We start from the raw sequence: 22,629 nt of genomic DNA on the forward strand, positions 1-22,629 counted from the left end.
GGCGCGGGCGCGGGCGCGGGCGCGGCCACCGTGCCGGCGGGGCCGGGCACCGCGGCGGTGTCCGCCTCGGTGGGGTGGACGGCCTCGGGCTCCGGCTCGGTGCGGTCGACCACCGGCACCGACTGGGTGGGCTCGCTCGGCGGGTCCGCCGGAGCGGGCAGCCGGATGCTGACGGTGGATCCGGCGGCGACCTCGCGCAGCATCCGCATCGCCTCGTCGGCGGCGGGCCGGTCGGCGGGGTCCTTGGCCATCAGCGCGCCCAGCACCGGTGCGAGCCCCCCGGCTCGCTGCGGTTCCGGGAGCGGGTCGGTGACCACCGCGGCCAGCGTGGTCAGCGGCGTGTCGCGGCGGAACGGCGAGGTGCCCTCGACCGCCGCGTACAGGGTCGCGCCGAGCGCCCACAGGTCCGAGGCGGGCCCGGGGCGCTGGCCCTGGGCGCGCTCGGGCGCCAGGTAGTCGGGCGAGCCGACCAGGTCGCCGGGGCGGGTGATCTCCATCGCGCCCTCGAACTTGGCGATGCCGAAGTCGAGCAGCACCACCCGCCCGGTGTTGTGCTCCAACAGCACGTTGGCCGGCTTCACGTCCCGGTGCAGCACCCCGAGCTGGTGGCCGCGGTGCAGCGCGGCGAGCACCTGCAGGCCGACCTCGGCGGCCTCACGGGGCGTCAGGGTGCCGTCCTGGGAGATGACGTCGGACAGCGCGCGGCCGTCGATCAGCTCCATGACGATCCACGGGCGGCCGTCCTGCTCCAGCACGTCGTGGATGGTGATCACGCCCGGGTGCTTGATCCGGGCCGCGGCCCGGGCCTCGCGCTTCATCCGGGACTGGAGGATCTCCAGGTCCTCCTCCGACAGGTGGCTGACCGTCAACTCCTTGACGGCGACCTCCCGGTCCAGCATCTCGTCCCTGGCCCGCCAGACGGTCCCCATCCCGCCGCGGCCCAGGCGCTCGCCGAGCGCGTACCGCCCGGCCAGCAGACGGTCCGTCGACTGGTCATGTGCACCCATCCGACCGTCCCCCCTTCCTACGTCCCCCCACCGTCGGCCGGACGGGGCTTGGCACACCGGTGTGCCATGTCGCACCGACGGTTCGAGGGCAAGCCTAGGCTGCCCGGAGCGGCGCGGGCATCGCACCCCGCCAGGAGACCGCACGGTGACCGGCCGCTCTCAGCCCGCGACGAGGACGATTCCGACCAGCGCCGCGAACAGCACCAAAAACACCGAACCGACCACCAGCGGACCCAGCAGCCGCGCCGGTATCCGCCCCGGCCGCCCGGCCGCCGACGGTGCCTGACGCTCCGTGTGCTGACGCCCGGTCCGGCGGGCGCCGCGCGGCCTCGCCACCAGCGGGCCCGCGACGGGCCTCGGCACCGGCAGCAGCGGGTCCGGCGGACCGCCCGGCAGCGGCTCCGGCGCGAACGCCAGCAGCTCCCGCAGCTCCCGCTGGACGGCGGCGGCCTCCGGCCGGAGCTCCGGGTCCGGCTGCAACAGCCGTTCCACCAGCGGCCGCAGCGGACCGCAGCCGTCCGCCGGGTGATGCCGGCCGTCCCGGACGGCGGCCAGCAGGGTCGGCAGGTCGTGCTCCGGGTACGGGCCGTGGCCGGTCAGCAGCCGGTACAGCAGCACACCCAGCGCCCAGGCGTCGGCGGGCGCCCCCGCGTCGATCGCCCACCGCTCGGCGCGCGGACCCAGCATCAGCGCCCGGGTCTCGTACACCCGGCGCGGCACCGAGCCGCCGAGCGCCGCGCACAGCTCCTCCTCGGCCGCGCCGAGCAGCAGCCCGCCGAGCATCGCCGCGCCGTCCTCGCACACCAGCACCGTCTCGGCGGTGACGTTCCCGTGCGTCAGCCCGGCCTCGTGCAGCGCCCGCAGCGCCCCGGCCAGGTCCGCCCCGATCTCCGCGACCCGGTACGGCGACACCGGCCCGTTCCCGGCCAGCCGGGACAGCGGCCCGCCCGACAGCCGCTCCTCCGCGATCCACAGCACCTCGCCGTCCGGCCCGGCGGCCAGGCCGCGCAGCAGCCGCGGGTGGGTCGGCGCGACCGCCGCGACCTGCGCGACCCGCGCCGTCAGCCGGGGCCCGTACGACGGCGCCGGGGCGCCCACCGGGTGGCCCGGCACCAGCAGTTCGGGCAGCTCCAGCCCGAACAGCCGCACCCGCGCCCCCGACGCGTCCACCGCGGGCAGCCCGATCTCACCCTCCGCACGGTCCGTCATCCGGTACCGCCCGGCCACCACCTGCCCCGGAACCGCTCGCATGCCTGTTCCTCACGCCGTCGTCCCGACAGACTACGGCCCGCCACCCGCCCGACGACCTGCCGGTACGCCAAAACGCAACCGCCGGGCCGAACCCGGCGAGTTCGGCCCGGCGGTCACCGCCCGGCGGCTACGGCGCGGGCTGGAAGCTGTCGAAGGAGATCCGGCGGGCCAACGACCCGTCAGGCGCCGACCACACCGACTCCGGCATGGTCCAGTAGATCGCGTACCCGTACTTGCCGTTACCGGTCACGAAGCCGCGGTTCAGCGAGTGCAGCAGGGTGCCGGTCTTGCCGTTGTAGGTCCACTCCCAGTCCGCGGCGTTGCTCCACCCGCGGTACGTCACCGACTCGACCCGGATCCGCTGGTAGCCGCTCATCGTCGCGGAGCGGTCCGCGTCCTGCCAGTCCTTCAGCGCGCTCGACCCGGCCGGCGACTGCCAGTCCACCACCAGCCGCAGCCCCCGCCCCTCGAAGCGCCGGCTGGTCGACCGGTAGTCGTGCCCCTGGTCGGTCATCCAGTCCGGCAGCGCGATGGTGAACCCCGACGGGTCGGTGAACGTGGTGAACCCGGCCGGCAGCTGACCCGGCGTCAGCGCCGCCGCGGGCTGCTCCGCGCCACCCGCCGACGCGGAGGCCTGCGGCGCCACGGAGGTCTGCGGCGGGGCCGGGGCCGGCGCGGACCCCGAAGCGGATGCCGGCGCCGCGGGCGGGCTGGACGCCGCGTCCGCCCGCGCCCCGCCCGCGTGGTCGCGCGGCCACAGCGCCAGCAGCGCCGCCACCAGCGCCAGCACCGTCAGCACCGCCGCGCCCGCCAGCACGGTGCGCCGCCGCCCGGCGAGGGCGCCGCGCAGCCGCGCCAGCACGGTCGTCTCCGCACCCACCGGCAGCATCTCGGTCGCCGCCTCGACCGGCGCCTGCGGCACCACGGCCGGCGCGGCCTCGGCGGCCGCCTCGCCCGCCACGATCCGCGTCAGCAGCGCCCGCGCCGCGTCCGCGTCCATCCGCTTCGCCGGGTCCTTCTCCAGCAGGCCCTCGATCACCGGCGCCAGCGGCCCGGCGTTCTTCGCCGGAGGCAGCTCCTCGGTCATCACCGCGGTGAGCGTGGCCAGCGCCGAGCCCCGGTCGTACGGCGGCACGCCCTCGACCATCGCGTACAGCGTCCCGCCGAGCGACCACAGGTCGGACGGCGGTCCGGGCCGCTGGCCGCGGGCCCGCTCGGGGGCTATGTACGACGGCGCGCCGACCAGCATCCCGGTCGAGGTGATCGAGGTGTCGCCCTCCACCGAGGCGATGCCGAAGTCGGTGAGCACGGTCCGCCCGTCCTCGCCGATCAGCACGTTCGACGGCTTCACGTCGCGGTGCAGCACGCCCTGGGCGTGCGCGGCGCCGAGCACCCCGAGCAGGTCGAGGCCGATCGCGGCGGCCCGCGCCGGGCCGAGCACCCCGTCCTCACGGACCACGTCGGCCAGCGAGCGCCCGTCGACCAGCTCCATCACGATCCACGGCCGCCCGTCCTCCTCGACCACGTCGAAGACGGTGACCGCGGCGGTGTGCCGGATCCGCGCGGTGGCCTTGGCCTCGCGCATCGTGCGGACGATCAGCCGGTGCTTCTCCGCCTCGTCGACGGCCCCGGTCATCCGCAGTTCCTTCACCGCGACGATCCGGCCCAGCATCTCGTCCTCGGCCCGCCAGACGGTGCCCATGCCACCGCGTCCGAGCACCCCGTCGAGCCGGTAGCGGTCCGCCAGCAGACGTCCCGTCGACTCCTGCGGCTGCGTCATCGGTGCGCTCTCCCCATCATGTTGCGGCCCCCGGCGCCCATCCCGACCGGGCCCTGACGACACGTCGGCCCACCCGGCGGTCCCCCCGAACGCCAAGCCCCCATCATCCCCTGTCCCCCCACCCCGAAGCCACCCGCCCCCACTCCCACCCACCCCACCACCCCCACCCACCCCACCGGCACCCGCCGTCCACCTGACCCGGCATCACCTCCGCCCCGCCGCACCGGCACTCGTCCGCCGGCCCGAGAACCCACGCCCGGCCCGGTCGTGCGACCGCAAACCTCCGCCTGCCCCGCGGAGCCTCCCGCCGCGCACCGGCCACCCGGCCCCGTTCTTCGGCCAACTGTGGCCCGCCCCAGGCGCCCGCGCCTGACGCCCCGACACGCGAAGGGCCCCGGCGCGGGATCGCGGCGGGGCCCTTCGTCGGGTGCGGGGGTCAGCGGGCGGGGTTGACCGTCACCTCGACGCGCTGGAACTCCTTGAGCTCGGTGTAGCCGGTGGTGGCCATCGCGCGGCGCAGGGCGCCGAAGAGGTTCATGGTGCCGTCGGGGGTGTGCGACGGGCCGGTGAGGATCTCCTCGGTGGTGCCGACGGTGCCCAGGTCGACCCGCTTGCCGCGCGGCAGCTCGTCGTGGACGGCCTCCATGCCCCAGTGGTAGCCGCGGCCGGGCGCGTCGGTGGCCCGGGCCAGCGCGGCGCCGATCATCACCGCGTCCGCACCGCAGGCGACCGCCTTCGGGATGTCGCCGCTGTAGCCGACGCCGCCGTCCGCGATCACGTGCACGTACCGGCCGCCGGACTCGTCCATGTAGTCCCGGCGGGCCGCCGCCACGTCCGCCACCGCGGTCGCCATCGGCACCTGGATGCCCAGCACGCCGCGGGTGGTGTGCGCCGCGCCGCCGCCGAAGCCGACCAGCACGCCCGCCGCGCCGGTGCGCATCAGGTGCAGCGCCGCGGTGTAGGTGGCGCAGCCGCCGACGATCACCGGCACGTCCAGCTCGTAGATGAACTGCTTCAGGTTGAGCGGCTCCGCGGCGCCGGAGACGTGCTCGGCGGAGACCGTGGTCCCGCGGATCACGAACACGTCGACCCCGGCGTCCACCACGACCTTGGAGAACTCGGCGGTCCGCTGCGGCGACAGCGCCGCCGCGGTCACCACGCCCGAGTCACGGACCTCCTTGATCCGCTCCTTGATCAGCTCCGCCTTGATCGGCTCCGCGTAGATCTCCTGCAGCCGCCGGGTCGCCGCCGCCTCGTCCTTGAGCGCGGCGATCTCCTCCAGCAGCGGCCGCGGGTCCTCGTAGCGGGTCCAGAGCCCCTCGAGGTTCAGCACGCCGAGGCCGCCGAGCCGCCCGATCTCGATGGCCTGCTGCGGCGACACCACGCTGTCCATCGGCGCGGCGAGGAACGGCAGTTCGAACCGGTAGGCGTCGATCTGCCAGGCGATCGAGACCTCCTTCGGGTCGCGCGTACGGCGGCTGGGGACGACGGCGATGTCGTCGAAGGAGTACGCCCGGCGCCCGCGCTTGCCTCGCCCGATCTCGATCTCAGTCACTTCGAGCCCTTCTGCTGCTTCATCTCCAACCGGGTCACCCCGGCCGCACAAGTATCCCGCACCGCCCCCGGCGCCCCGTCAGGGGCGCACGCACCGCGCGCGTCGCCCGTCCCCGGACAGCGGAATCCGCCCGGCCCGCAGTCCCCTGCGGCCCGGGCGGATTCCCGAAAGCCTTACCGGCCGTTGTAGTTCGGCGCCTCGACCGTCATCTGGATGTCGTGCGGGTGGCTCTCCTTGAGACCCGCCGAGGTGATCCGGACGAACCGGCCCTTGGTCTGCATCTCGTCGATGCTCGCCGCGCCCACGTAGCCCATGGTCTGCCGCAGACCGCCGACCAGCTGGAACAGCACCGCGGACAGCGGGCCGCGGTAGGGCACCTGGCCCTCGATGCCCTCGGCGATCAGCTTCTCGTCGGAGGAGACGTCGGCCTGGAAGTAGCGGTCCTTGGAGAAGGACTTCGCCTGGCCGCGGGACTGCATGGCGCCCAGCGAACCCATGCCGCGGTACGACTTGAACTGCTTGCCGTTGATGAACAGCAGCTCGCCCGGCGACTCCTCGCAGCCGGCCAGCAGCGAGCCCAGCATCACGGTGTCCGCGCCGGCGGCCAGCGCCTTGCCGATGTCGCCCGAGTACTGCAGGCCGCCGTCGCCGATGATCGGCACGCCCGCGTCCTGACAGGCCTGCGAGGCCTCCCAGATCGCCGTCACCTGCGGCACGCCGACGCCGGCGACCACGCGGGTGGTGCAGATCGAGCCGGGGCCGACACCGACCTTCACGCCGTCCACGCCCGCGTCGATCAGCGCCTGCGCGCCGTCCCGGGTGGCGACGTTGCCGCCGATGACGTCCACCGGCACCGCGGCCCTGATCTTGGAGATCCACGCCAGCGCGTTGTGCGAGTGCCCGTGCGAGGTGTCGACGACCAGGAAGTCCACGCCCGCGCCGACCAGCGCCTGGGCGCGGTCGAAGGCCTCGGCGGAGGCACCGACCGCGGCGCCCACCAGCAGCCGGCCCTCGGCGTCCTTCGCGGCGTTCGGGTACTTCTCCGCCTTGACGAAGTCCTTGACGGTGATCAGGCCCTTGATCCGGCCCTCGTCGTCGACCAGCGGCAGCTTCTCGATCTTGTGGCGGCGCAGCAGCGCCATCGCGTCCTCGCCGGAGATCCCGACCTTGCCGGTGATCAGCGGCATCGGGGTCATGATCTCGGCGACCTTGCGGCTGCGGTCGGTCTCGAACGCCATGTCGCGGTTGGTGACGATGCCCAGCAGCTTGCCCTCCGCGGAGGCCACCGGGACGCCGGAGATCCGGAACCGCGCGCACAGCGCGTCGGCGTCGGCCAGCGTGGCGTCCGGGCCGACCGTGATCGGGTCGGTCACCATGCCGGACTCGGAACGCTTCACCAGGTCGACCTGGTTGACCTGGTCCTCGATCGACAGGTTGCGGTGCAGGACGCCGACGCCGCCCTGCCGGGCCATCGCGATCGCCATCCGGGACTCGGTGACCTTGTCCATCGCCGCCGACAGCAGCGGGATGTTCACCCGTACGTTCCGGGAGATCCGGGAGGAGGTGTCGACCTGGTTGGGGAGCACCTCGGAGGCCCCGGGCAGCAGCAGGACGTCGTCGTACGTGAGTCCGAGCATCGCGAACTTCTCGGGGACGCCGGCGGCGTTGTAAGACATGGGGAACCTTCCGTGGCGGGCCGTCGTTCTGCGCACGGGCATCCGGCTCTCGGCCGCCAAGACGCCCGGCGTTCGGAGGAACCTCCAGGGGAACCCCGCGCACGCCAACGAAACTTTGGCGACCCGACCAGGCGCCGATACCCCATGGTACTGGTGACGCGGGGCAACTCGTCGCGCCCTCTTGACAACGCGCACGCCCCCGCGCTTCTTCCGCCCGCCGACCAGGAAACGCCCCGGCGACGACGACGGCCCCCGGACTAGCCGGACTCCTCCGCCAGCGCCCGCAACCGCGACAGCGCCCGGTGCTGGGCGACCCGCACCGCGCCCGGGGACATCCCCAGCACCTCGCCGGTCTCCTCCGCGGACAGCCCGTCCGCCACCCGCAGCAGCACCAGCTCGCGCTGCCGGGCCGGCAGGTTGGACAGCAGCTCCTTGATCCACGCCGCGTCGCTGGACAGCAGCGCCCGCTCCTCCGGACCGAGCGAGTCGTCCGGCGTCTCCGGCAGGTCGTCCGGCGGGATCACCGTCGAGCCGGGCCCGCGCATCGCGGCGCGCTGCAGATCGGCGATCTTGTGCGCGGCGATCCCGTACACGAAGGCCTCGAACGGGCGGCCGGTGTCCCGGTACCGCGGCAGCGCGCACAGCACCGCGACGCACACCTCCTGCGCCACGTCGTCCACGTGGTGCCGGGCCCCGCCCGGCAGCCGGACCAGCCGGCCGCGGCAGTACCGCAGCGCCAGCGGCAGCACGTAGGCGAGCAGCGCCTCGATCGCCCGGCCGTCCCCGCGTGCCGCGGCGGCGACCAGGTCCGCCACCTCCGGCGAGGCGCCGCTGCCGAGCACCGGCGGGCGCACTGCGCCGACCGGCGGATCGTCAGAGTCCCGGCGTCCGGCGTCCGGTGGGGGCGAGTCCCCGGCATCCGGGGTGTACGACGGATCGGCAGCCCCGCCCCCGGGGGCGGGCTGTGCCGGCTCGGTCCCGGCGGCTGCCTCGTCGTCACGCATCGGTCCATGGTGCCTGGTCGGACCGGAAAACGCGGCACCGCGTCCGGACTTGTGCATCGGAACGTTATGCGTCGCCGCGTGCACCGTGCCGCCTCCCCTGCCTGTCCGTTGGTCCCCGAGGTGCTCCACTACTCCATGGTGCAGCCTCGGGACCACAACGTCACACGTCCGAGCGAGCGCAGTTCGAAATCCCGGCCGCTCAGCGGACCAGGCCCCAGCGGAAGCCCAGGGCCACCGCGTGCGCGCGGTCCGAGGCGCCGAGCTTCTTGAACAGCCGCCTGGCGTGCGTCTTCACGGTGTCCTCGGAGAGGAACAGCTCCCGGCCGATCTCCGCGTTGGAGCGGCCGTGGCTCATGCCCTCCAGCACCTGGATCTCACGGGCCGTCAGCGTCGGCGCGGCGCCCATGTCCGGACTGCGCAGCCGGCGCGGGGCGAGCCGCCAGGTCGGGTCGGCCAGCGCCTGGGTGACGGTGGCCCGCAGTTCGGCGCGCGAGGCGTCCTTGTGCAGGTAGCCGCGGGCCCCGGCGGCGACCGCGAGGGCCACGCCGTCCAGGTCCTCGGCGACGGTGAGCATGATGATCCGCGCACCCGGGTCGGCCGAGAGCAGCCGGCGAACCGTCTCCACCCCGCCGAGGCCGGGCATCCGGACATCCATCAGAACGAGATCGGAACGGTCGGCCACCCAGCGGCGGAGGACCTCCTCACCGTTCGTCGCAGTGGTCACCCGGTCGACGCCGGGCACGGTCGCCACCGCACGGCGAAGCGCTTCCCGGGCGAGCGGGGAATCGTCGCAGACGAGTACGGATGTCATGACCGTCCTCCGCAGCAGATCCGCGTCACGTTGAGCCTCCTGGCTGGTACGAACCTCTCCGACACGGCCCCGGGTCGGACCCCGTTCCGATCGCCTGGCTCCGCGATCGTTCCCGATGTCCAGCGCCCTTTAACCGCCTCCGTACATCCAACGACCGTCACTCGAATGAGTTACGGCTTCAGGTCCATCTCCACCACTGTACGTGGCCGACCCATCACACAAGAGCCACCTCGCGGTGCACACGCCGCACTTTCGTGCAGCTCGCGCGCGGTGCCCGCGCCGTGCGCGCCCTTCCGTGACGGTCCACGCCCCGCCGGACACCCGATCGACGCAGCGTACGGCTTCAAACCTCTTGCCCCGTTTGTCCGTTTTTATAGCATCTGTCAGGTCATTGACTGTTGTGTCGGTGTGTGGGTGACTTGTCCTGGTAGTTGGCGTAAGTCATATTTCCAGGTGTCCGTACCGGCCCCGTGCAGCCTCGCCGCCGCAACCCGCAGCAGAGCCGCCAGGTCCCGAGCCTTTGAAGGGAATGAGCCATGGCAGATTTCTCCCGCCTCCCCGGCCCCAACGCAGACCTCTGGGACTGGCAGCTCTCCGCCGCCTGCCGCGGCGTGGACAGCTCGCTGTTCTTCCACCCGGAAGGCGAGCGGGGAGCCGCCCGGACCTCCCGGGAGGCGAGCGCGAAGGAGGTCTGCATGCGCTGCCCGGTGCGCGCCCAGTGCGCCGCCCACGCCCTGGCCGTCCGCGAGCCGTACGGCGTGTGGGGCGGGCTGACCGAGGACGAACGCGAGGAGCTGCTCGGGCGCTCCCGCAACCGGCTGGTCGAGGTCCCGCTCGCCATGCCGCAGACCATCCGCCGCTGATCCGCCCGACCCGACCGAGCCGCTCGACCCGACCGGCCCACCCGGTCCGACCGATTCACCGATGCCCGGCCGCCGGGCGTGTCCCCCGCCGCGGCCCCGGGTGTGCAGAAACGATCCTCCGCACGCGCAGCGCCGCCGTCCCGCAGGCGCCGCGTGCACGGGCGGGCGGCGGCCCTCAGCGGGCGGCGGCCGCCCCCGCGAGCTGGTCCAGCATCAGCGCCACCGCCGGAACCTGCGCCAGGTCCGGCAGGGTCAGCGCCACCACCTCGCGCCGCGCCGGCTCCCCCGACGCCACCCGCACCGGGACGGCCGCCACCCCCGGGTGCCGCACCGACTCCAGCGCCAGCCCGGGGAGCACCGCCACCCCGAGGCCCGCACCGACCAGGCCGACCACCGCCGGGTAGTCGTCGGTGGCGAAGTCGATGGCCGGTGCGAAGCCGGCGTCGCCGCAGAGTTCGACCAGGTGGCCGCGGCACTGCGGACAGCCCGCGATCCACTGCTCCCCGGCCAGCTCGGCCAGGTCCACCGGCCGCTCCTCGCCCCGCCCGGCCAGCGGGTGCCCGGCCGGCACCAGCCCGACCAGCGGGTCGTCCAGCAGCGGGCGCACCACCAGGTCCGACCAGTCGTTGGCCGCCGCGGCGGCGGCCGCCTCCAGGGTCGCCTCGGCCCGCGCCTCGCGCAGCGTCGCGTGCGGGGACGGCAGGCTCAGCCCGCCCTGCGAGTCCGGGTACCGGAATGCCAGCGCCACCTCGCACTCGCCGCCGCGCAGCATCGCCAGCGACTGCGGCGGCTCCGCCTCGACCAGCGAGACCCGCACCCCCGGGTGGGCCGTCCGCAGCCGGGCGACCGAGCGCGGCACCAGCGTCGAGCTGGCCGTCGGGAAGGACACCAGCCGGACCCGTCCGGCCCGCAGCCCGGCGATCGCCGCGACCTCCTCCTCGGCGGCGGACAGTCCCGCGAGGATCCCGGTGGCGTGCTTCAGCAGCACCCGCCCGGCCTCGCTCAGCTGCATCTCCCGCCCGGAGCGCACCACCAGCGGGGTGTCCACCGCCTTCTCCAGCGCCTTCATCTGCTGGCTCACCGCCGGCTGGGTGCACCCCAGTTCGCGCGCGGCGGCGGAGAAGGAACCGGTGTCGGCGACGGCGCGCAGGACGCGGAGATGACGGGCCTCGATCACGGGGTCCAGGGTAGCGAGCGCGGACGGGCGCGACCGCGGCGCGAGGAACCGCGGGACAGCACGAAGGGCGCGAGGTGGCTGCGCTCCCGGCCGCGCACTACGAGAGTGCCCGGCCGGTCGCGCGGTTCCTCGCGCCCCTGGTGGTTGCCTACCTGCCTATCGGCTGGTGTCAGTGGCTGTGGCCGTGCCCGCCGTGCGAGTGGCCGTGGCCGTTGTCGGCCTCCTCTTCCTTCTTCTCCACCACGAGGGTCTCGGTGGTGAGCAGCAGGGAGGCGATGGAGGCCGCGTTCTCCAGGGCGGAGCGGGTGACCTTGACCGGGTCGATGACGCCGGCCTTCAGCAGGTCGCCGTACTCGCCGGTGGCCGCGTTGTAGCCGAAGCCGGCGTCCAGCTCGGCGACCTTGTGGGTGATGACGTAACCCTCGAGGCCGGCGTTCTGGGCGATCCAGCGCAGCGGCTCGGCGAGCGCCTTGCGGACGACGGAGACACCGGTGGCCTCGTCGCCGGTCAGGCCGAGGCCGTCCTCCAGGACCTTGGCGGCGTGCACCAGGGAGGCGCCACCGCCGGCGACGATGCCCTCCTCGACCGCGGCGCGGGTCGCGGAGATGGCGTCCTCGAGACGGTGCTTGCGCTCCTTGAGCTCGACCTCGGTGGCCGCGCCGACCTTGATGACGCAGACGCCGCCGGCCAGCTTCGCGAGGCGCTCCTGGAGCTTCTCGCGGTCCCAGTCGGAGTCGGTGTTGGCGATCTCGGCCTTGATCTGGGCGACCCGGCCGGCCACGGCGGCGGAGTCGCCGGCGCCGTCGACGACGATGGTCTCGTCCTTGGTGACGGTGACGCGGCGGGCGGTGCCGAGCACCTCCAGGCCGACCTGGTCGAGCTTGAGGCCGACCTCCTCGGAGACGACCTCGCCGCCGGTGAGGGTGGCGATGTCGCCGAGGATGGCCTTGCGGCGGTCACCGAAGCCGGGGGCCTTGACCGCGACCGCGTTGAAGGTGCCGCGGATCTTGTTGACCACCAGGGTGGAGAGGGCCTCGCCGTCGACGTCCTCGGCGATGATCAGCAGCGGGCGCGAGCCGCCGACCTGCAGGACCTTCTCCAGCAGCGGCAGGAGCTCCTGGATGCTGGAGATCTTGCCCTGGGTGATGAGGATGTACGGGTCCTCCAGGACGGCTTCCTGGCGCTCCGCGTCGGTGACGAAGTACGGCGACAGGTAGCCCTTGTCGAACTGCATGCCCTCGGTGAACTCGAGCTCGACGCCGAAGGTGTTGGACTCCTCGACGGTGATCACACCGTCCTTGCCGACCTTGTCGATCGCCTCGGCGATCAGCTCGCCGACCTGGGCGTCCTGGGCGGAGAGGGAGGCGACGGCGGCGACGTCGTCCTTGCCCTCGATCTCGCGGGCGATCGAGAGCAGGTGCTCGGTGACGGCGGCGACGGCCTTGTCGATGCCCTTCTTCAGGGCGGCCGGGCCGGCGCCGGCGGCGACGTTGCGCAGGCCCTCGTTGACCAGGGCCTGGGCGAGCACGGTGGCGGTGGTGGTGCCGTCGCCCGCGACGTCGTTGGTCTTGGTGGCGACCTCCTTGACCAGCTGCGCGCCGAGGTTCTCGTACGGGTCGTCGAGCTCGACCTCGCGGGCGATGGTCACACCGTCGTTGGTGATGGTGGGGGCGCCGAACTTCTTGTCGATGACGACGTTGCGGCCCTTGGGGCCGATCGTCACCTTGACGGTGTCGGCCAGCTTGTTGACGCCGCGCTCCAGCGAGCGGCGGGCGTCCTCGTCGAACTGCAGGGTCTTCGCCATGATCCCGTTTCCTCAGGGGTAGGTCTGCGTACGTGGAGCAAAAGCCGCGCCCCGGGCCCCTGTCAGTGCTGACACGGATCCGGGGCGGGGCTGGGACGTCTTACTTCTCGATGATGGCGAGAACGTCGCGAGCCGAGAGGACCAGGTACTCCTCGCCCTGGTACTTGACCTCGGTGCCGCCGTACTTCGAGTACAGGACGATGTCACCGACGGCGACGTCGAGCGGCAGACGCTGGCCGTCCTCGAAGCGACCCGGGCCGACGGCCAGGACGACGCCCTCCTGGGGCTTCTCCTTGGCGGTGTCCGGGATCACCAGGCCGGAGGCGGTGGTGGTCTCGGCGTCGAGCGGCTGGACCACGATGCGGTCCTCGAGCGGCTTGATGGCAACCTTGCTGCTGGTGGTCACGTCCGAGCTCCCCTTCGGAGATTACGGGGTTGTCTATCAGGTAGGTGGCGATGGCGCGCGAACTGCCGTCGCGGGGGTCAGCCACGCTTCATCGCGTTAGCACTCACCCTGGGGGGAGTGCCAGGAACGACCATAGGACGCCGTTAGCACTCAGTCAACCAGAGTGCCAACGCGTCGCGCGCGAGTTTCGGAAGGGCGCGGGTTTCCGGGCCGTCTGAGCCCGGGTACTCAGGCGCCCGGGGCCGAGCGTCGCCAGACTCCCGACATGACTCGCCGCGCACCGATCGCCGTCGACCTGCTCACCCTGCTCGGCCTGCTCTGCCTGGAGGCCGCCGCGGGCGCGGCGCTGCTGCTGCGCGCCGCCTTCGCCGACGGGAGCCTCGACGGCTCCGCCGCACAGCCGTACGACCTGGTGCCGGTGCTGCTCGGCTGCGCGGTCGTGCCGGTGGTGGCGGCGGTGCTGACCTGGCGCGGCGGGCTGCGCGTGACGGCGGTGGCGCAGGCGCTGCTGCTGGCCGCGGTGCTGGCGCTGGCCGCCGCCGGGTCCGCGTACGACCACCGGCACGAGGAGCCGCGGCCGCTGCCGAGCGGGTACCAGCCCTGCTACAGCGGCTCGGACTGCTCGGCGACCGGCGGGTGACCGGGCGGCGAGAATGAGGGGGTGGAGATCGAATCGTTCCGGGCGCTGCTGACCGAGCAGGGGCAGGCGCTGCTGGCCGAACTGCGGGAGTTCTCGGCGGCCGAGGAGCTGGCCCTGGCGACCCGGCTGCGCCGGGACTACCCGGCCGAACTGGTGCGGGCGGCGTTCGAGCAGGCGCGGCTGCGGCAGCGGGCGGCGGCGAAGTTCGGCGCGGACGCCGCGTCGATGTACTTCACCCAGCACGGGGTGGAGCAGGCGACCCGGCGCAGCGTCGCCGAGTGGCGGGCGGGGCGGTTCGCCGCGCTGGGGGTGAAGCGGCTGGCGGACCTGTGCTGCGGGATCGGCGGCGACGCGATCGCGCTGGCCCGGGCGGGGATCGCGGTGCTGGCGGTGGACCGGGACGAGCTGACCTGCGCGGTGGCGAGCGCGAACGCGGCGGCGCTCGGCGTGGCGGAGCTGGTGGAGGTGCGCTGCGCGGACGTCGCGGACGTCGACGTCGCGGGCTACGACGCGGTGTTCACCGATCCGGCGCGGCGCACCGCGCGCGGCCGGGTGTTCGACCCCGAGGCGTACAGCCCGCCGCTGTCGTGGGCGGTCGAGGCGGCCCGCTGCGCGCCGTTCGGGGCGTTGAAGGTGGCGCCGGGGATCCCGCACGAGCTGGTGCCGGACGGCGCGGAGGCGGAGTGGGTCTCCGACCACGGCGAGGTGAAGGAGGCGGTGCTGTGGTTCGGCGCCGCGCCCGCCGCGCCGTACCGGGCGACGCTGCTGCCCGGCGGCCACTCGCACACCGGCGGGGTGCTGCCGGACCCGGAGGTCGGGCCGGTGGGCCGCTACCTGTACGAGCCGGACGGGGCGGTGATCCGGGCCCGGATGGTCGCGGAGGTGGCCGTCTGGACCGGCGGGCGGCTGATCGACCCGATGATCGCCTACGTCACCTCGGACGAGTTGCGGCCGACCCCGTACGCGCACGCCTACGAGCTGACCGACGTCCTGCCGTACCACGTGAAGAAGCTCAAGGCGCTGCTGCGGGAGCGCCGGGTCGGCACCGTGGTGATCAAGAAGCGCGGGATGGCGATCACGCCGGAGGAGCTGCGCCGGCAGCTGAAGCCGTCCGGGCCGAACGAGGTGACGGTGATCCTGTCCCGCACGCCGAACGGCCCGGTGATGATGCTGGGTCAGCCGGTGGGCTTGGCGATGTAGTCGTCGAGCCGGGCCACCGCGAAGCCCTGCTCCTGGATGCGGGCGAGCATCTCGCCGAACATCTGGGTCATGGTCTCGCCCTTCAGCTCGGAGGGGCCGCGGAAGTGGGCGAGGATGATGTCGCCGTTCTTGAGCTTCTTCTCGCCCTGGTACTGCATGTCGTGGATCTGCATCGACTCCTGCCAGAGCACGATGGCGCGCGGACCGCACTGCTGGACGGCGGTGTTCAGCGAGGGGGTGTGCGCGCCGTCGCCGAACGGCGGGCGGAACAGGAACGGGGCGGTGCCGTACTGCTGGGTGAGCGCGGCCTGGTCGTCGCAGACCTCGGTCTTCTGCTTGTCCGGGCTGAGCTTGCTCATCACGGGGTGGGTGACGGTGTGGTTCTGGATGCTGTTGCCGAGCGCCTGCAGCGGCTTGAAGTAGCCGTAGTCGCCCTTGACGATGTCCTTGGTCAGGAACATCGTGATCGGCACCTTCAGGTCGGTCAGCATCTGGACGAACTTGGGGTCCTTCTCGGCCCCGTCGTCGATGGTGATGAAGACGACCTTGTCGCCGGTGGGGACGGTGCTGAAGACCGGCACCGTGCCCGTCTTGGCCAGCTTGATCGGCTTGTCGGCGGGCGGGGCGGGCGCCTTGGCCATCGGCTTGAGGCCCCACTTCGCCCACGCGGCGTCACCGACCGCGTCCTGGGCGGCGCCTGACGGCGCGCCGGCGCTGGGTGCGTCCGAGGACGCGGCGGCGGACGGCGCGGGAGCGGACTGGTGCCCGGCCGGAGCGGAGCCGCCGCACCCGCTCGCCGCCAGCAGGACGGCGAGCGCCCCCGCCCCGTACCCGATCCGGGCCCTCTTCGTCACCGGTGTCCCCTCGCTCTTCCTCTACACGCGTGTCGATGTTCAGGACGACGGTACCGGTTCCGCGGTTGCCTACCCGGCATCGGTGCGGGTGAAGGTCCAGTGGTGCACCGGACGGGCGAGCAGCCCGGCGGGCGGCTCCGGGACCGGCTGCGGCTCGCCCTCCCACAGCGCGATCAGCAGCACCCGCTCGCCGGGGGCGGTGAACAGCTCGACCCGCTCCAGGCCGGCCGCACCGCGCACCGCCGGCAGCGCCACCGCCCGTGCCCAGGCGTGCAGTTCGGCCCCGCGGCCGTCGGCGGCGCGGGCCTCCCACATCGCCGCCAGGGTCACTTCAGCGCCTCGTGGGCGTGCGCGTGGAAGTCGCCGTGCCCGGTGTCCGCGCCCGGCACGTGCGTCTCGGTGACCGGCAGCGAGGAGTCCGCCGACAGGTCGAAGGCGGACGGGGTGCGGTTGCGCCACACCATCTCCGCGCCGAGCGCCGCCACCATCGCGCCGTTGTCGGTGCACAGGCCCGGCCGCGGCACCCGCAGCACGATGCCCGCCTTGTCGCAGCGCTGCTGCGCCATCTCGCGCAGCCGCGAGTTGGCGGCCACGCCGCCGCCGATCATCAGGTGGTCGACGTCGTTGTCCTTGCAGGCCCGGACGGCCTTGCGGGTCAGCACGTCGGTGACCGCCTCCTGGAACGACGCCGCCACGTCCGCCACCGGCACCGGCTCGCCGGCCCGCCGCTTGGCCTCCACCCAGCGCGCCACGGCGGTCTTCAGGCCGGAGAACGAGAAGTCGTACGCGGGGTCGCCCGCGTTGTTCAGCCCGCGCGGGAACGCGATCGCCTTCCCGTCGCCCTCGCGGGCCATCCGGTCCACCACCGGCCCGCCGGGGAAGCCCAGCCCGAGCACCCGGGCCACCTTGTCGAAGGCCTCGCCCGCCGCGTCGTCGATGGTCGAGCCCAGCGGGCGGACGTCGGAGGTGATGTCCCCGCTGAGCAGCAGCGAGGAGTGCCCGCCGGAGACCAGCAGCGCCATCGTCGGCTCGGGCAGCCGGCCGTGCTCCAGCTGGTCCACGCAGATGTGCGAGGCCAGGTGGTTCACCCCGTACAGCGGCTTGTCCAGCGCCCAGGCGTACGCCTTGGCGGCGCTCACGCCGACCAGCAGCGCCCCGGCCAGGCCCGGGCCCGCGGTCACCGCGATGCCGTCCAGGTCGCTCGCCTTCACCCCGGCGGTGTCCAGCGCCCGCCGGATGGTCGGGATCATCGCCTCCAGGTGCGCCCGGCTGGCGATCTCCGGGACGACGCCGCCGAACCGCGCGTGGTCGTTGACGCTCGAGGCGACCGCGTCGGCGAGCAGCGTGGTGCCGCGGACGATGCCGACGCCGGTCTCGTCGCAGGAGGTCTCGATGCCGAGGACGAGAGGTTCGTCAGCCATTCTGATGGTCCTTCAGATCGCTTGCCAGGTGGTCCAGACGCATCACCAGTGCGTCCACGTTGGCGGGCTGGTAGTAGCCCCGCCGGATCCCGACCGGCTCGAACCCGAACCGCTCGTACAGCCGCTGGGCGCGCAGGTTGTCCACCCGCACCTCCAGCAGCAGCTCCGCACAGCCGCGCCGGACCGACTCCGCGACCAGCTCGGCCAGCAGCACTCCCCCGAGTCCCGCGCCCTGGTGGCCGGTGTCCACCGCGATGGTCTGCACGTCGGCGTCCGCCCCGACCGCCATCAGCCCCGCGTACCCGACCACGGCGTCGCCGTCGTCGACCGCCACCACGTAGTGCCGGCTCCCGCCGGGGTACGCCTCGGCCAGCTCCGACCAGTACATCCCGCGCGACCAGGCGTCCTCGGGGAACAGCAGGTGCTCCAGCGCCATGACGGGCTCGATGTCCCACCACCGCATGGGACGCAGCGTGTACTTAGCCACGGACGCAGCCGTTCACGCCGGAAGCACCGCCTTGTACCCCGCGGGCACCTGCGCGTCCGGCCGCCGCAGGTACAGCGGGGTGTTCGGCAGCAGCTCGCGCCCAGCCGCCAGCTCGCGCACCGCGAAGTCCGCCAGCGCGCCCGCCGAGACGTGCTCGGGGCCGCTCGCCTGCGGGAGTGCGTACAGCAGGGCGCCGGCGCCGACCGTCCGCTCGCCGGGTTCGATCTCGGCGGGGCGGTCCACCGACGGGCCGGAGACCCGGGCGCCGGCCGCGTCGTAGGAGGCCCAGTAGACCTCCTTGCGGCGGGCGTCGGTGGCCACCGTGAACGGGCCGTCGACGCCCTCGCGGCGCGCCTGGTGGGCGATCGCGTCGAGCGTGCAGACGCCGTGCACCGGCAGGCCCAGCGCGTCGCCGAGCGCGGCGGCGGTCACCAGGCCGACCCGCAGGCCGGTGTACGGGCCGGGGCCGACGCCGACCGCCAGGGCGGTGAGCTGCCGCTTGTCCACGCCCGCGGTGCGCAGCACGGCGGCGATGGTGGGCAGCAGCAGTTCCCCGTGCCGCCGCGCGTCGACCTCGTAGGACTCGGCGAGCACCCGCTCGCCGTCGTGGACGGCGGCGGTGACGGCGGGGGTGGCGGTGTCGAAGGCGAGGAGGAGCACGGGTTCAAGGTTAGAGGGTCCGGCGCGGGTGCCCGCACCGGCCGTGAACACACGATCGGAAGAACCCGGAACGGCGTGGCGGACCTGGCACGATGGGGTGCCGGTACGGGTGGTGGCGACCGTGAGGAGCTGACGTGGCGAAGCTGGGTCCTGGTGTGGTGGTCGGCGGGCTGACCCTGGGGGCCATGGCGGTGATCGGGCTGCTGGCGTTCCAGGCGAACGGCGCCCCCTCCCGGGCGGTCGCCGCCACACCCGCCGCGAGCTCCCCGGCCGCGTCCGCCGCCCCGTCGCCCGGCCCCTCGGCGAGCGTTCCGCCGGTGCCCGCGGACTCCGGCGCCGGGCTGCGGGTGGTGTATTCCGTGAAGGACCGTCAGGTCTGGCTGGTCGACCCGAAGAAGCCCGCGCCGGTGGTGGCCGCGTTCAAGGCGACGCCCGGCACCGCGCAGCCCGCGCCCGGCTCGTACACCGTCTACAGCCGCACCGCCTCGGGCACCGGCACCGACAAGCGGGCGGTCGAGCACGTGGTGCGGTTCGCCCAGCAGGCCGGCACCACCTTCGGCTTCAGCGCGCTGGTGGACGAGGGCGCGCCCGCGCCGTCCGCCGACCCGACCGTCAAGACCGGCGGCCTGCGGGTCGCCAAGGCGGACGGCCAGACCCTGTGGGACTTCGCGCCGAACGGCACGCGGGTGGTCGTCGTCCCCTGACCGGGAGGCACCCGCGGGCCGGGGCCGGCTCAGGCGGCGTCGCGCTCCGGTGGGGTGGAGACCGCCTCGGCGGCCCGGCAGGACGCCAGTAGCGCCCGCATCGGGACGGCGTCGGGGCGCGGCTCGGGGCGCGGGGCCCGTTCCTCGGGCCGGGCCGGCGGCTGTTCGGGGCGCGGGGTGTTCCGGGGGGTGGTGCTCGCCATGGGGCGCCTCCCTAGTTAGGCATACCTAACCTGCTGCCGCCATCCCATCACGCCCGCGCCGCCCGCCGCAACAGGATGCCGACACCCTGTCGGGAACCGGGGTCAGCTGTCACCCAATCCGGTGAGATCCGCGTCGTCCCAGCGGACGCCCAGCCCGGTGAGGGTGACCCGGCGGCCGTCCGACTCCCCGACCAGGTCCACGTCGGCCCCGCCGAGGGTGCGTTCGATCCGGATCTCCAGCCGGTCCTCGGACAGCTCCTCGACCTTGCCCTCGCCCCACTCGACCACGATCACCGACTCGGACAGCGACACGTCCAGGTCGAGGTCCTCCATCTCCTCCAGACCGCCGCCGAGCCGATACGCGTCGACGTGCACCAGCGCGGGGCCGCCGGTCAGCGAGGGGTGCACCCGGGCGATCACGAAGGTCGGCGAGGTCACCGCGCCGCGCACCCCGAGGCCCTCGCCGAGGCCGCGGGTCAGCGTGGTCTTGCCCGCGCCCAGCTCGCCGGAGAGCAGCACCAGGTCACCGGGGCGCAGCAGCCCGGCGAGGTCCCGGCCGAGCGTGGTCATCCGCTCCGCGGTGGCGACGGTCAGAGTGGTCTGCGAACCCATGGCGTCCTTCTTCGATCGTTGCGGCCACCCCTACGGTGACACACCCCGGCCGGACGCCCGCTCAGCCCTGCTCCGGCTCCGGCTCCGCGGCCGGCTCCTGCGCCAACTCCCGCACCCGCTCGGGCAGCGGGCCGGTCCCGGCGTACTCGGCGGCCCGCTCCAGCAGCGCCGCCAGTTCGTGGTCGACCAGCTCGGGGCGCTCCAGCATCACCAGGTGCCCGGTCTCCGGGGCCAGCACCAGCCGGGAGTCCGGCAGCGCCGCGGCGATCGCCTCGCTGTACTCGGGCGGGGTCAGCAGGTCCCGGGTGCCGGCCAGCACCAGGGCGGGCAGCCCGTCGAGTGCGGCCAGCGCGCCCTGCTTGTCGTGCAGCGAGAACGCCGGGTAGAACTCGGCGACCACGTCGATCGGGGTGGCGTCCAGCAACTGCTCGGCGAACCGGGCCACCGCCGGGTCGACGTCCTTGCCGCCGAACGAGAACCGCCGGTAGAACACCGCGGCGACGTCCGAACCCCACCGCCGGGTCGCCTCCACCAGCTCGACCTGACGGCCCAGCAGGCGCACCACGCCGGGTGCGACCCGCTTCACCACCCGCGCCCCGGCGGCCGGCAGGCCCAGCGTCACCGAGTCCCAGCCGCCCGCGAGGGTGCCCACCAGCGCGACCCCGGCGACCCGGCCGTCCGACGCGAACAGCTCGGGGTGCTGCGCGGCCAGCGCCATCACGGTCATCCCGCCCATCGAGTGGCCGACCAGCACCACCGGACCCTCGGGGACCACCGCGTCCAGCACCGCCTTGAGGTCGCCGCCGAGCTGGTCGATCGAGGCGGGCTCGCCGTCCAGGTACGAGCGGGAGCGCTCGGAGCGGCCGTGGCTGCGCTGGTCCCAGAAGACCATCCGCAGCCGGCCGCGCAGGGCGGCGCGCTGGAAGTGCCAGCTGTCCTGGTTCAGGCAGTAGCCGTGGCAGAACACCACGGTCAGCGGGCTGGGCCCGTCGGCCTCGTCGACCTCGGTGTACAGCTGGGTGCCGTCCGCCGCCGTCACCCGCCGCGGGGTGCCGCGCAGCGAGCCGAACGGCGCGGCCGCGTCGAGCTCCTCGCGGGCCCGGCGGCGCATCGCCCGACCCACCGTCAGCCGCTCTATGGCCACACCGGCCGCCGCGCCCGCGGCGAGCACGCCCAGCGAGATGCCGATCAGCCCGGCCCGGGACACCCCGGAGGACGCGGACGACTCACCGGCCATCAGGCACCGACTCCGCCGACGTAGCGGCGCGGCACCCGGCCGCCGATCCGCGTGATGATCTCGTACGCGATGGTGCCGCAGGCCCGGGCCCAGTCCTCGGCGGTGGGCTCGCCCCGCTCGCCGGAACCGAACAGCAGGACCTCCTCGCCGACGTCGGGGGTGTCCCCGCCGAGGTCGACCACGAACTGGTCCATCGCGACCCGGCCGGCCACCCGGTACCAGGTCGAGCCGATCTGCACCGGCCCGGTGTTGCTGGCGTGCCGCGGCACGCCGTCCGCGTAGCCGAGCGGGACCAGGCCCAGGGTGGTCGGCCCGGCGGTGGTGTAGTGGTGGCCGTACGAGACGCCGTGGCCGCCGGGCACCCGCTTCACCAGGGCGAGCCGGGCGGACAGCGACATCACCGGCCGCAGCCCGAAGTCGGCGGGCCCGCCGAGGTCCGGCACCGGGGACAGGCCGTACATGGCCAGGCCCGGGCGGACCAGGTCGTAGTGCGACTGCGGCAGCAGCAGGGTCGCCGGGGAGTTGGCCAGGTGCCGCACCTCGGGGTCCACGCCGGAGCGCTCGGCGAAGGCCAGCGCCTGGGCGAAGGAGTCCAGTTGGGCCTGGATCGACGGGTGGCCGGGCTCGTCGGCGGCGGCGAAGTGCGACCACACGCCGACCACCCGCAGCAACCCGTCGGCCTGCGCCTTGACCGCGGCGTCGACCAGGTCGGGCCAGTCGTGCGGCTGGCAGCCGTTGCGGCCCAGGCCGGTGTCGGCCTTGAGGTGGACCCGGGCCGGGACACCGGTCTCCCGGACGGCGGCGAGCAGCTCGTCCAGCGCCCACCGGCCGCTGATCGAGATGTCGACGGACTCGCGCAGCGCCTGCGCCCACGGGCCGCCCGGCGTCCACAGCCAGCACAGCACGCGGGCCTGCTCCGGCCCGATCCCCGCGGCCCGCAGCGCCAGCGCCTCCTCGGGCGTGGCGGTGCCGAGCCAGCCGGCGCCGGCCGCGACCGCCTCGCGGGCACACCGAACCGCGCCGTGGCCGTAGGCATCCGCCTTGACCACGGCCATCAGTTCGGGGCCGCCGGTCCGGGCCCGCAGCGCGGCGAGGTTGTCACGCAGGGCTTCCAGGTCGACGGTCGCCTCGGCGCGGACCCCCTGGGTCAGCGCGGGCGTCCCGGTGGTGTTCGCAGTCGTCATCGCGTATCAGTCTCCCAGACACCCGCCGCTCCCCCCATCAGGGGCACGGCCGACCGGGGACCATCGACACCCGTCCGCCCGAACCGCCCACCC

Annotated in this window: 22 protein-coding genes and 1 pseudogene; 4 read left to right on the plus strand and 19 right to left on the minus strand. The window is 74.0% G+C overall.

Going from position 1 to position 22,629, the window contains the following annotated elements; translation table 11 throughout:
- The 7 genes from AB0K51_RS27510 to AB0K51_RS27540 all read right to left on the minus strand — a co-directional run.
- The coding region (locus tag AB0K51_RS27510; RefSeq protein ID WP_363459847.1) for a serine/threonine-protein kinase at positions 1–1,007 on the minus strand (1,007 nt) is incomplete at its 3' end.
- A gap of 159 nt (positions 1,008–1,166) precedes the next feature.
- The gene (locus tag AB0K51_RS27515; protein WP_363459848.1) at positions 1,167–2,258 is read right to left on the minus strand and encodes a protein kinase; all 1,092 of its coding nucleotides are present in this window, start codon (positions 2,256–2,258) and stop codon (positions 1,167–1,169) included.
- 127 nt (positions 2,259–2,385) lie between these two features.
- A complete protein-coding gene (locus AB0K51_RS27520; protein WP_363459849.1) occupies positions 2,386–4,038 on the minus strand; it encodes a serine/threonine-protein kinase in 1,653 nt (550 codons plus the stop codon).
- Positions 4,039–4,474: 436 nt separating this feature from the next.
- Positions 4,475–5,593, minus strand: a complete 1,119-nt coding sequence (locus AB0K51_RS27525) for a GuaB3 family IMP dehydrogenase-related protein (RefSeq protein WP_363459850.1) — start codon at positions 5,591–5,593, stop codon at positions 4,475–4,477.
- A gap of 173 nt (positions 5,594–5,766) precedes the next feature.
- Positions 5,767–7,269, minus strand: coding sequence for an IMP dehydrogenase (gene guaB / locus AB0K51_RS27530; protein WP_363459851.1), 1,503 nt, complete (start codon positions 7,267–7,269; stop codon positions 5,767–5,769).
- Between the two features lie 257 nt (positions 7,270–7,526).
- Positions 7,527–8,273 carry an RNA polymerase sigma factor ShbA gene (gene shbA, locus AB0K51_RS27535; protein ID WP_363459852.1) on the minus strand — a complete coding sequence of 249 codons (747 nt, stop codon included), beginning with the start codon at positions 8,271–8,273 and terminating at the stop codon, positions 7,527–7,529.
- A 199-nt stretch (positions 8,274–8,472) separates the two neighbouring features.
- A complete protein-coding gene (locus AB0K51_RS27540; RefSeq protein ID WP_014136228.1) occupies positions 8,473–9,084 on the minus strand; it encodes a response regulator transcription factor in 612 nt (203 codons plus the stop codon).
- Between the two features lie 536 nt (positions 9,085–9,620).
- Here AB0K51_RS27540 and AB0K51_RS27545 point away from each other — a divergent pair.
- Complete coding sequence (locus AB0K51_RS27545; protein ID WP_363459853.1) at positions 9,621–9,947, plus strand: WhiB family transcriptional regulator; 327 nt, start codon at positions 9,621–9,623, stop codon at positions 9,945–9,947.
- 175 nt (positions 9,948–10,122) lie between these two features.
- Here the strand turns inward: AB0K51_RS27545 and AB0K51_RS27550 are convergent, their stop codons facing one another.
- From AB0K51_RS27550 to groES, 3 genes are all read right to left on the minus strand, one after another.
- The gene (locus tag AB0K51_RS27550) at positions 10,123–11,124 is read right to left on the minus strand and encodes a LysR family transcriptional regulator (RefSeq protein ID WP_363459854.1); all 1,002 of its coding nucleotides are present in this window, start codon (positions 11,122–11,124) and stop codon (positions 10,123–10,125) included.
- 169 nt (positions 11,125–11,293) lie between these two features.
- Positions 11,294–12,928 (minus strand): chaperonin GroEL, encoded by a 1,635-nt coding sequence (groL, locus tag AB0K51_RS27555; protein ID WP_363459855.1) that lies wholly within the window; start codon positions 12,926–12,928, stop codon positions 11,294–11,296.
- A gap of 100 nt (positions 12,929–13,028) precedes the next feature.
- On the minus strand, positions 13,029–13,334 hold the full coding sequence (gene groES / locus AB0K51_RS27560) for a co-chaperone GroES (protein ID WP_014136232.1): 306 nt from the start codon (positions 13,332–13,334) through the stop codon (positions 13,029–13,031).
- Between the two features lie 265 nt (positions 13,335–13,599).
- Between groES and AB0K51_RS27565 the strand changes: the two genes are divergently transcribed.
- Complete coding sequence (locus AB0K51_RS27565) at positions 13,600–13,974, plus strand: DUF6234 family protein (protein WP_363459856.1); 375 nt, start codon at positions 13,600–13,602, stop codon at positions 13,972–13,974.
- 21 nt (positions 13,975–13,995) lie between these two features.
- Complete coding sequence (locus AB0K51_RS27570; protein WP_363459857.1) at positions 13,996–15,174, plus strand: class I SAM-dependent methyltransferase; 1,179 nt, start codon at positions 13,996–13,998, stop codon at positions 15,172–15,174.
- Here the strand turns inward: AB0K51_RS27570 and AB0K51_RS27575 are convergent.
- The 5 genes from AB0K51_RS27575 to tsaB all read right to left on the minus strand — a co-directional run bounded on the left by AB0K51_RS27575 (position 15,150) and on the right by tsaB (position 18,596).
- Positions 15,150–16,028 carry a polysaccharide deacetylase family protein gene (locus AB0K51_RS27575; protein ID WP_363459858.1) on the minus strand — a complete coding sequence of 293 codons (879 nt, stop codon included), beginning with the start codon at positions 16,026–16,028 and terminating at the stop codon, positions 15,150–15,152. The two genes, AB0K51_RS27570 and AB0K51_RS27575, sit on opposite strands and share 25 nt — an antisense overlap.
- Positions 16,029–16,097: 69 nt before the next feature.
- Complete coding sequence (locus AB0K51_RS27580) at positions 16,098–16,358, minus strand: hypothetical protein (protein WP_363459859.1); 261 nt, start codon at positions 16,356–16,358, stop codon at positions 16,098–16,100.
- On the minus strand, positions 16,355–17,449 hold the full coding sequence (gene tsaD, locus AB0K51_RS27585; RefSeq protein ID WP_363459860.1) for a tRNA (adenosine(37)-N6)-threonylcarbamoyltransferase complex transferase subunit TsaD: 1,095 nt from the start codon (positions 17,447–17,449) through the stop codon (positions 16,355–16,357). Before tsaD ends, AB0K51_RS27580 begins: the two co-directional genes overlap by 4 nt.
- Positions 17,442–17,912 carry a ribosomal protein S18-alanine N-acetyltransferase gene (gene rimI, locus AB0K51_RS27590; protein WP_363459861.1) on the minus strand — a complete coding sequence of 157 codons (471 nt, stop codon included), beginning with the start codon at positions 17,910–17,912 and terminating at the stop codon, positions 17,442–17,444. Before rimI ends, tsaD begins: the two co-directional genes overlap by 8 nt.
- A 36-nt stretch (positions 17,913–17,948) precedes the next feature.
- The gene (gene tsaB, locus AB0K51_RS27595) at positions 17,949–18,596 is read right to left on the minus strand and encodes a tRNA (adenosine(37)-N6)-threonylcarbamoyltransferase complex dimerization subunit type 1 TsaB (RefSeq protein ID WP_363459862.1); all 648 of its coding nucleotides are present in this window, start codon (positions 18,594–18,596) and stop codon (positions 17,949–17,951) included.
- Positions 18,597–18,730: 134 nt separating this feature from the next.
- On the opposite strand from tsaB, the gene AB0K51_RS27600 reads away from it, so the two are divergent.
- Positions 18,731–19,300: a hypothetical protein gene (locus tag AB0K51_RS27600; RefSeq protein WP_363459863.1), complete on the plus strand. Its 570-nt coding sequence runs from the start codon at positions 18,731–18,733 to the stop codon at positions 19,298–19,300.
- On the opposite strand, the pseudogene AB0K51_RS27605 reads toward AB0K51_RS27600, so the two are convergent.
- From AB0K51_RS27605 to alr, 4 genes and pseudogenes are all read right to left on the minus strand, one after another.
- Positions 19,209–19,503, minus strand: a pseudogene (locus tag AB0K51_RS27605) (hypothetical protein). The gene AB0K51_RS27600 and the pseudogene AB0K51_RS27605 overlap by 92 nt on opposite strands.
- A 102-nt stretch (positions 19,504–19,605) precedes the next feature.
- Entirely contained in the window at positions 19,606–20,115 is a 510-nt protein-coding gene (gene tsaE / locus AB0K51_RS27610; RefSeq protein ID WP_363459864.1) for a tRNA (adenosine(37)-N6)-threonylcarbamoyltransferase complex ATPase subunit type 1 TsaE, read from the minus strand.
- 61 nt (positions 20,116–20,176) lie between these two features.
- Positions 20,177–21,352 carry an alpha/beta hydrolase gene (locus AB0K51_RS27615; protein WP_363459865.1) on the minus strand — a complete coding sequence of 392 codons (1,176 nt, stop codon included), beginning with the start codon at positions 21,350–21,352 and terminating at the stop codon, positions 20,177–20,179.
- Positions 21,352–22,536: an alanine racemase gene (alr, locus tag AB0K51_RS27620; RefSeq protein WP_363459866.1), complete on the minus strand. Its 1,185-nt coding sequence runs from the start codon at positions 22,534–22,536 to the stop codon at positions 21,352–21,354. The genes AB0K51_RS27615 and alr overlap by 1 nt, the downstream gene beginning before the upstream one ends.
- Between the last annotated feature and the right edge of the window lie 93 nt (positions 22,537–22,629).

This window comes from Kitasatospora sp. NPDC049285 (genome assembly GCF_040678815.1).
GTDB lineage: Bacteria > Actinomycetota > Actinomycetes > Streptomycetales > Streptomycetaceae > Kitasatospora.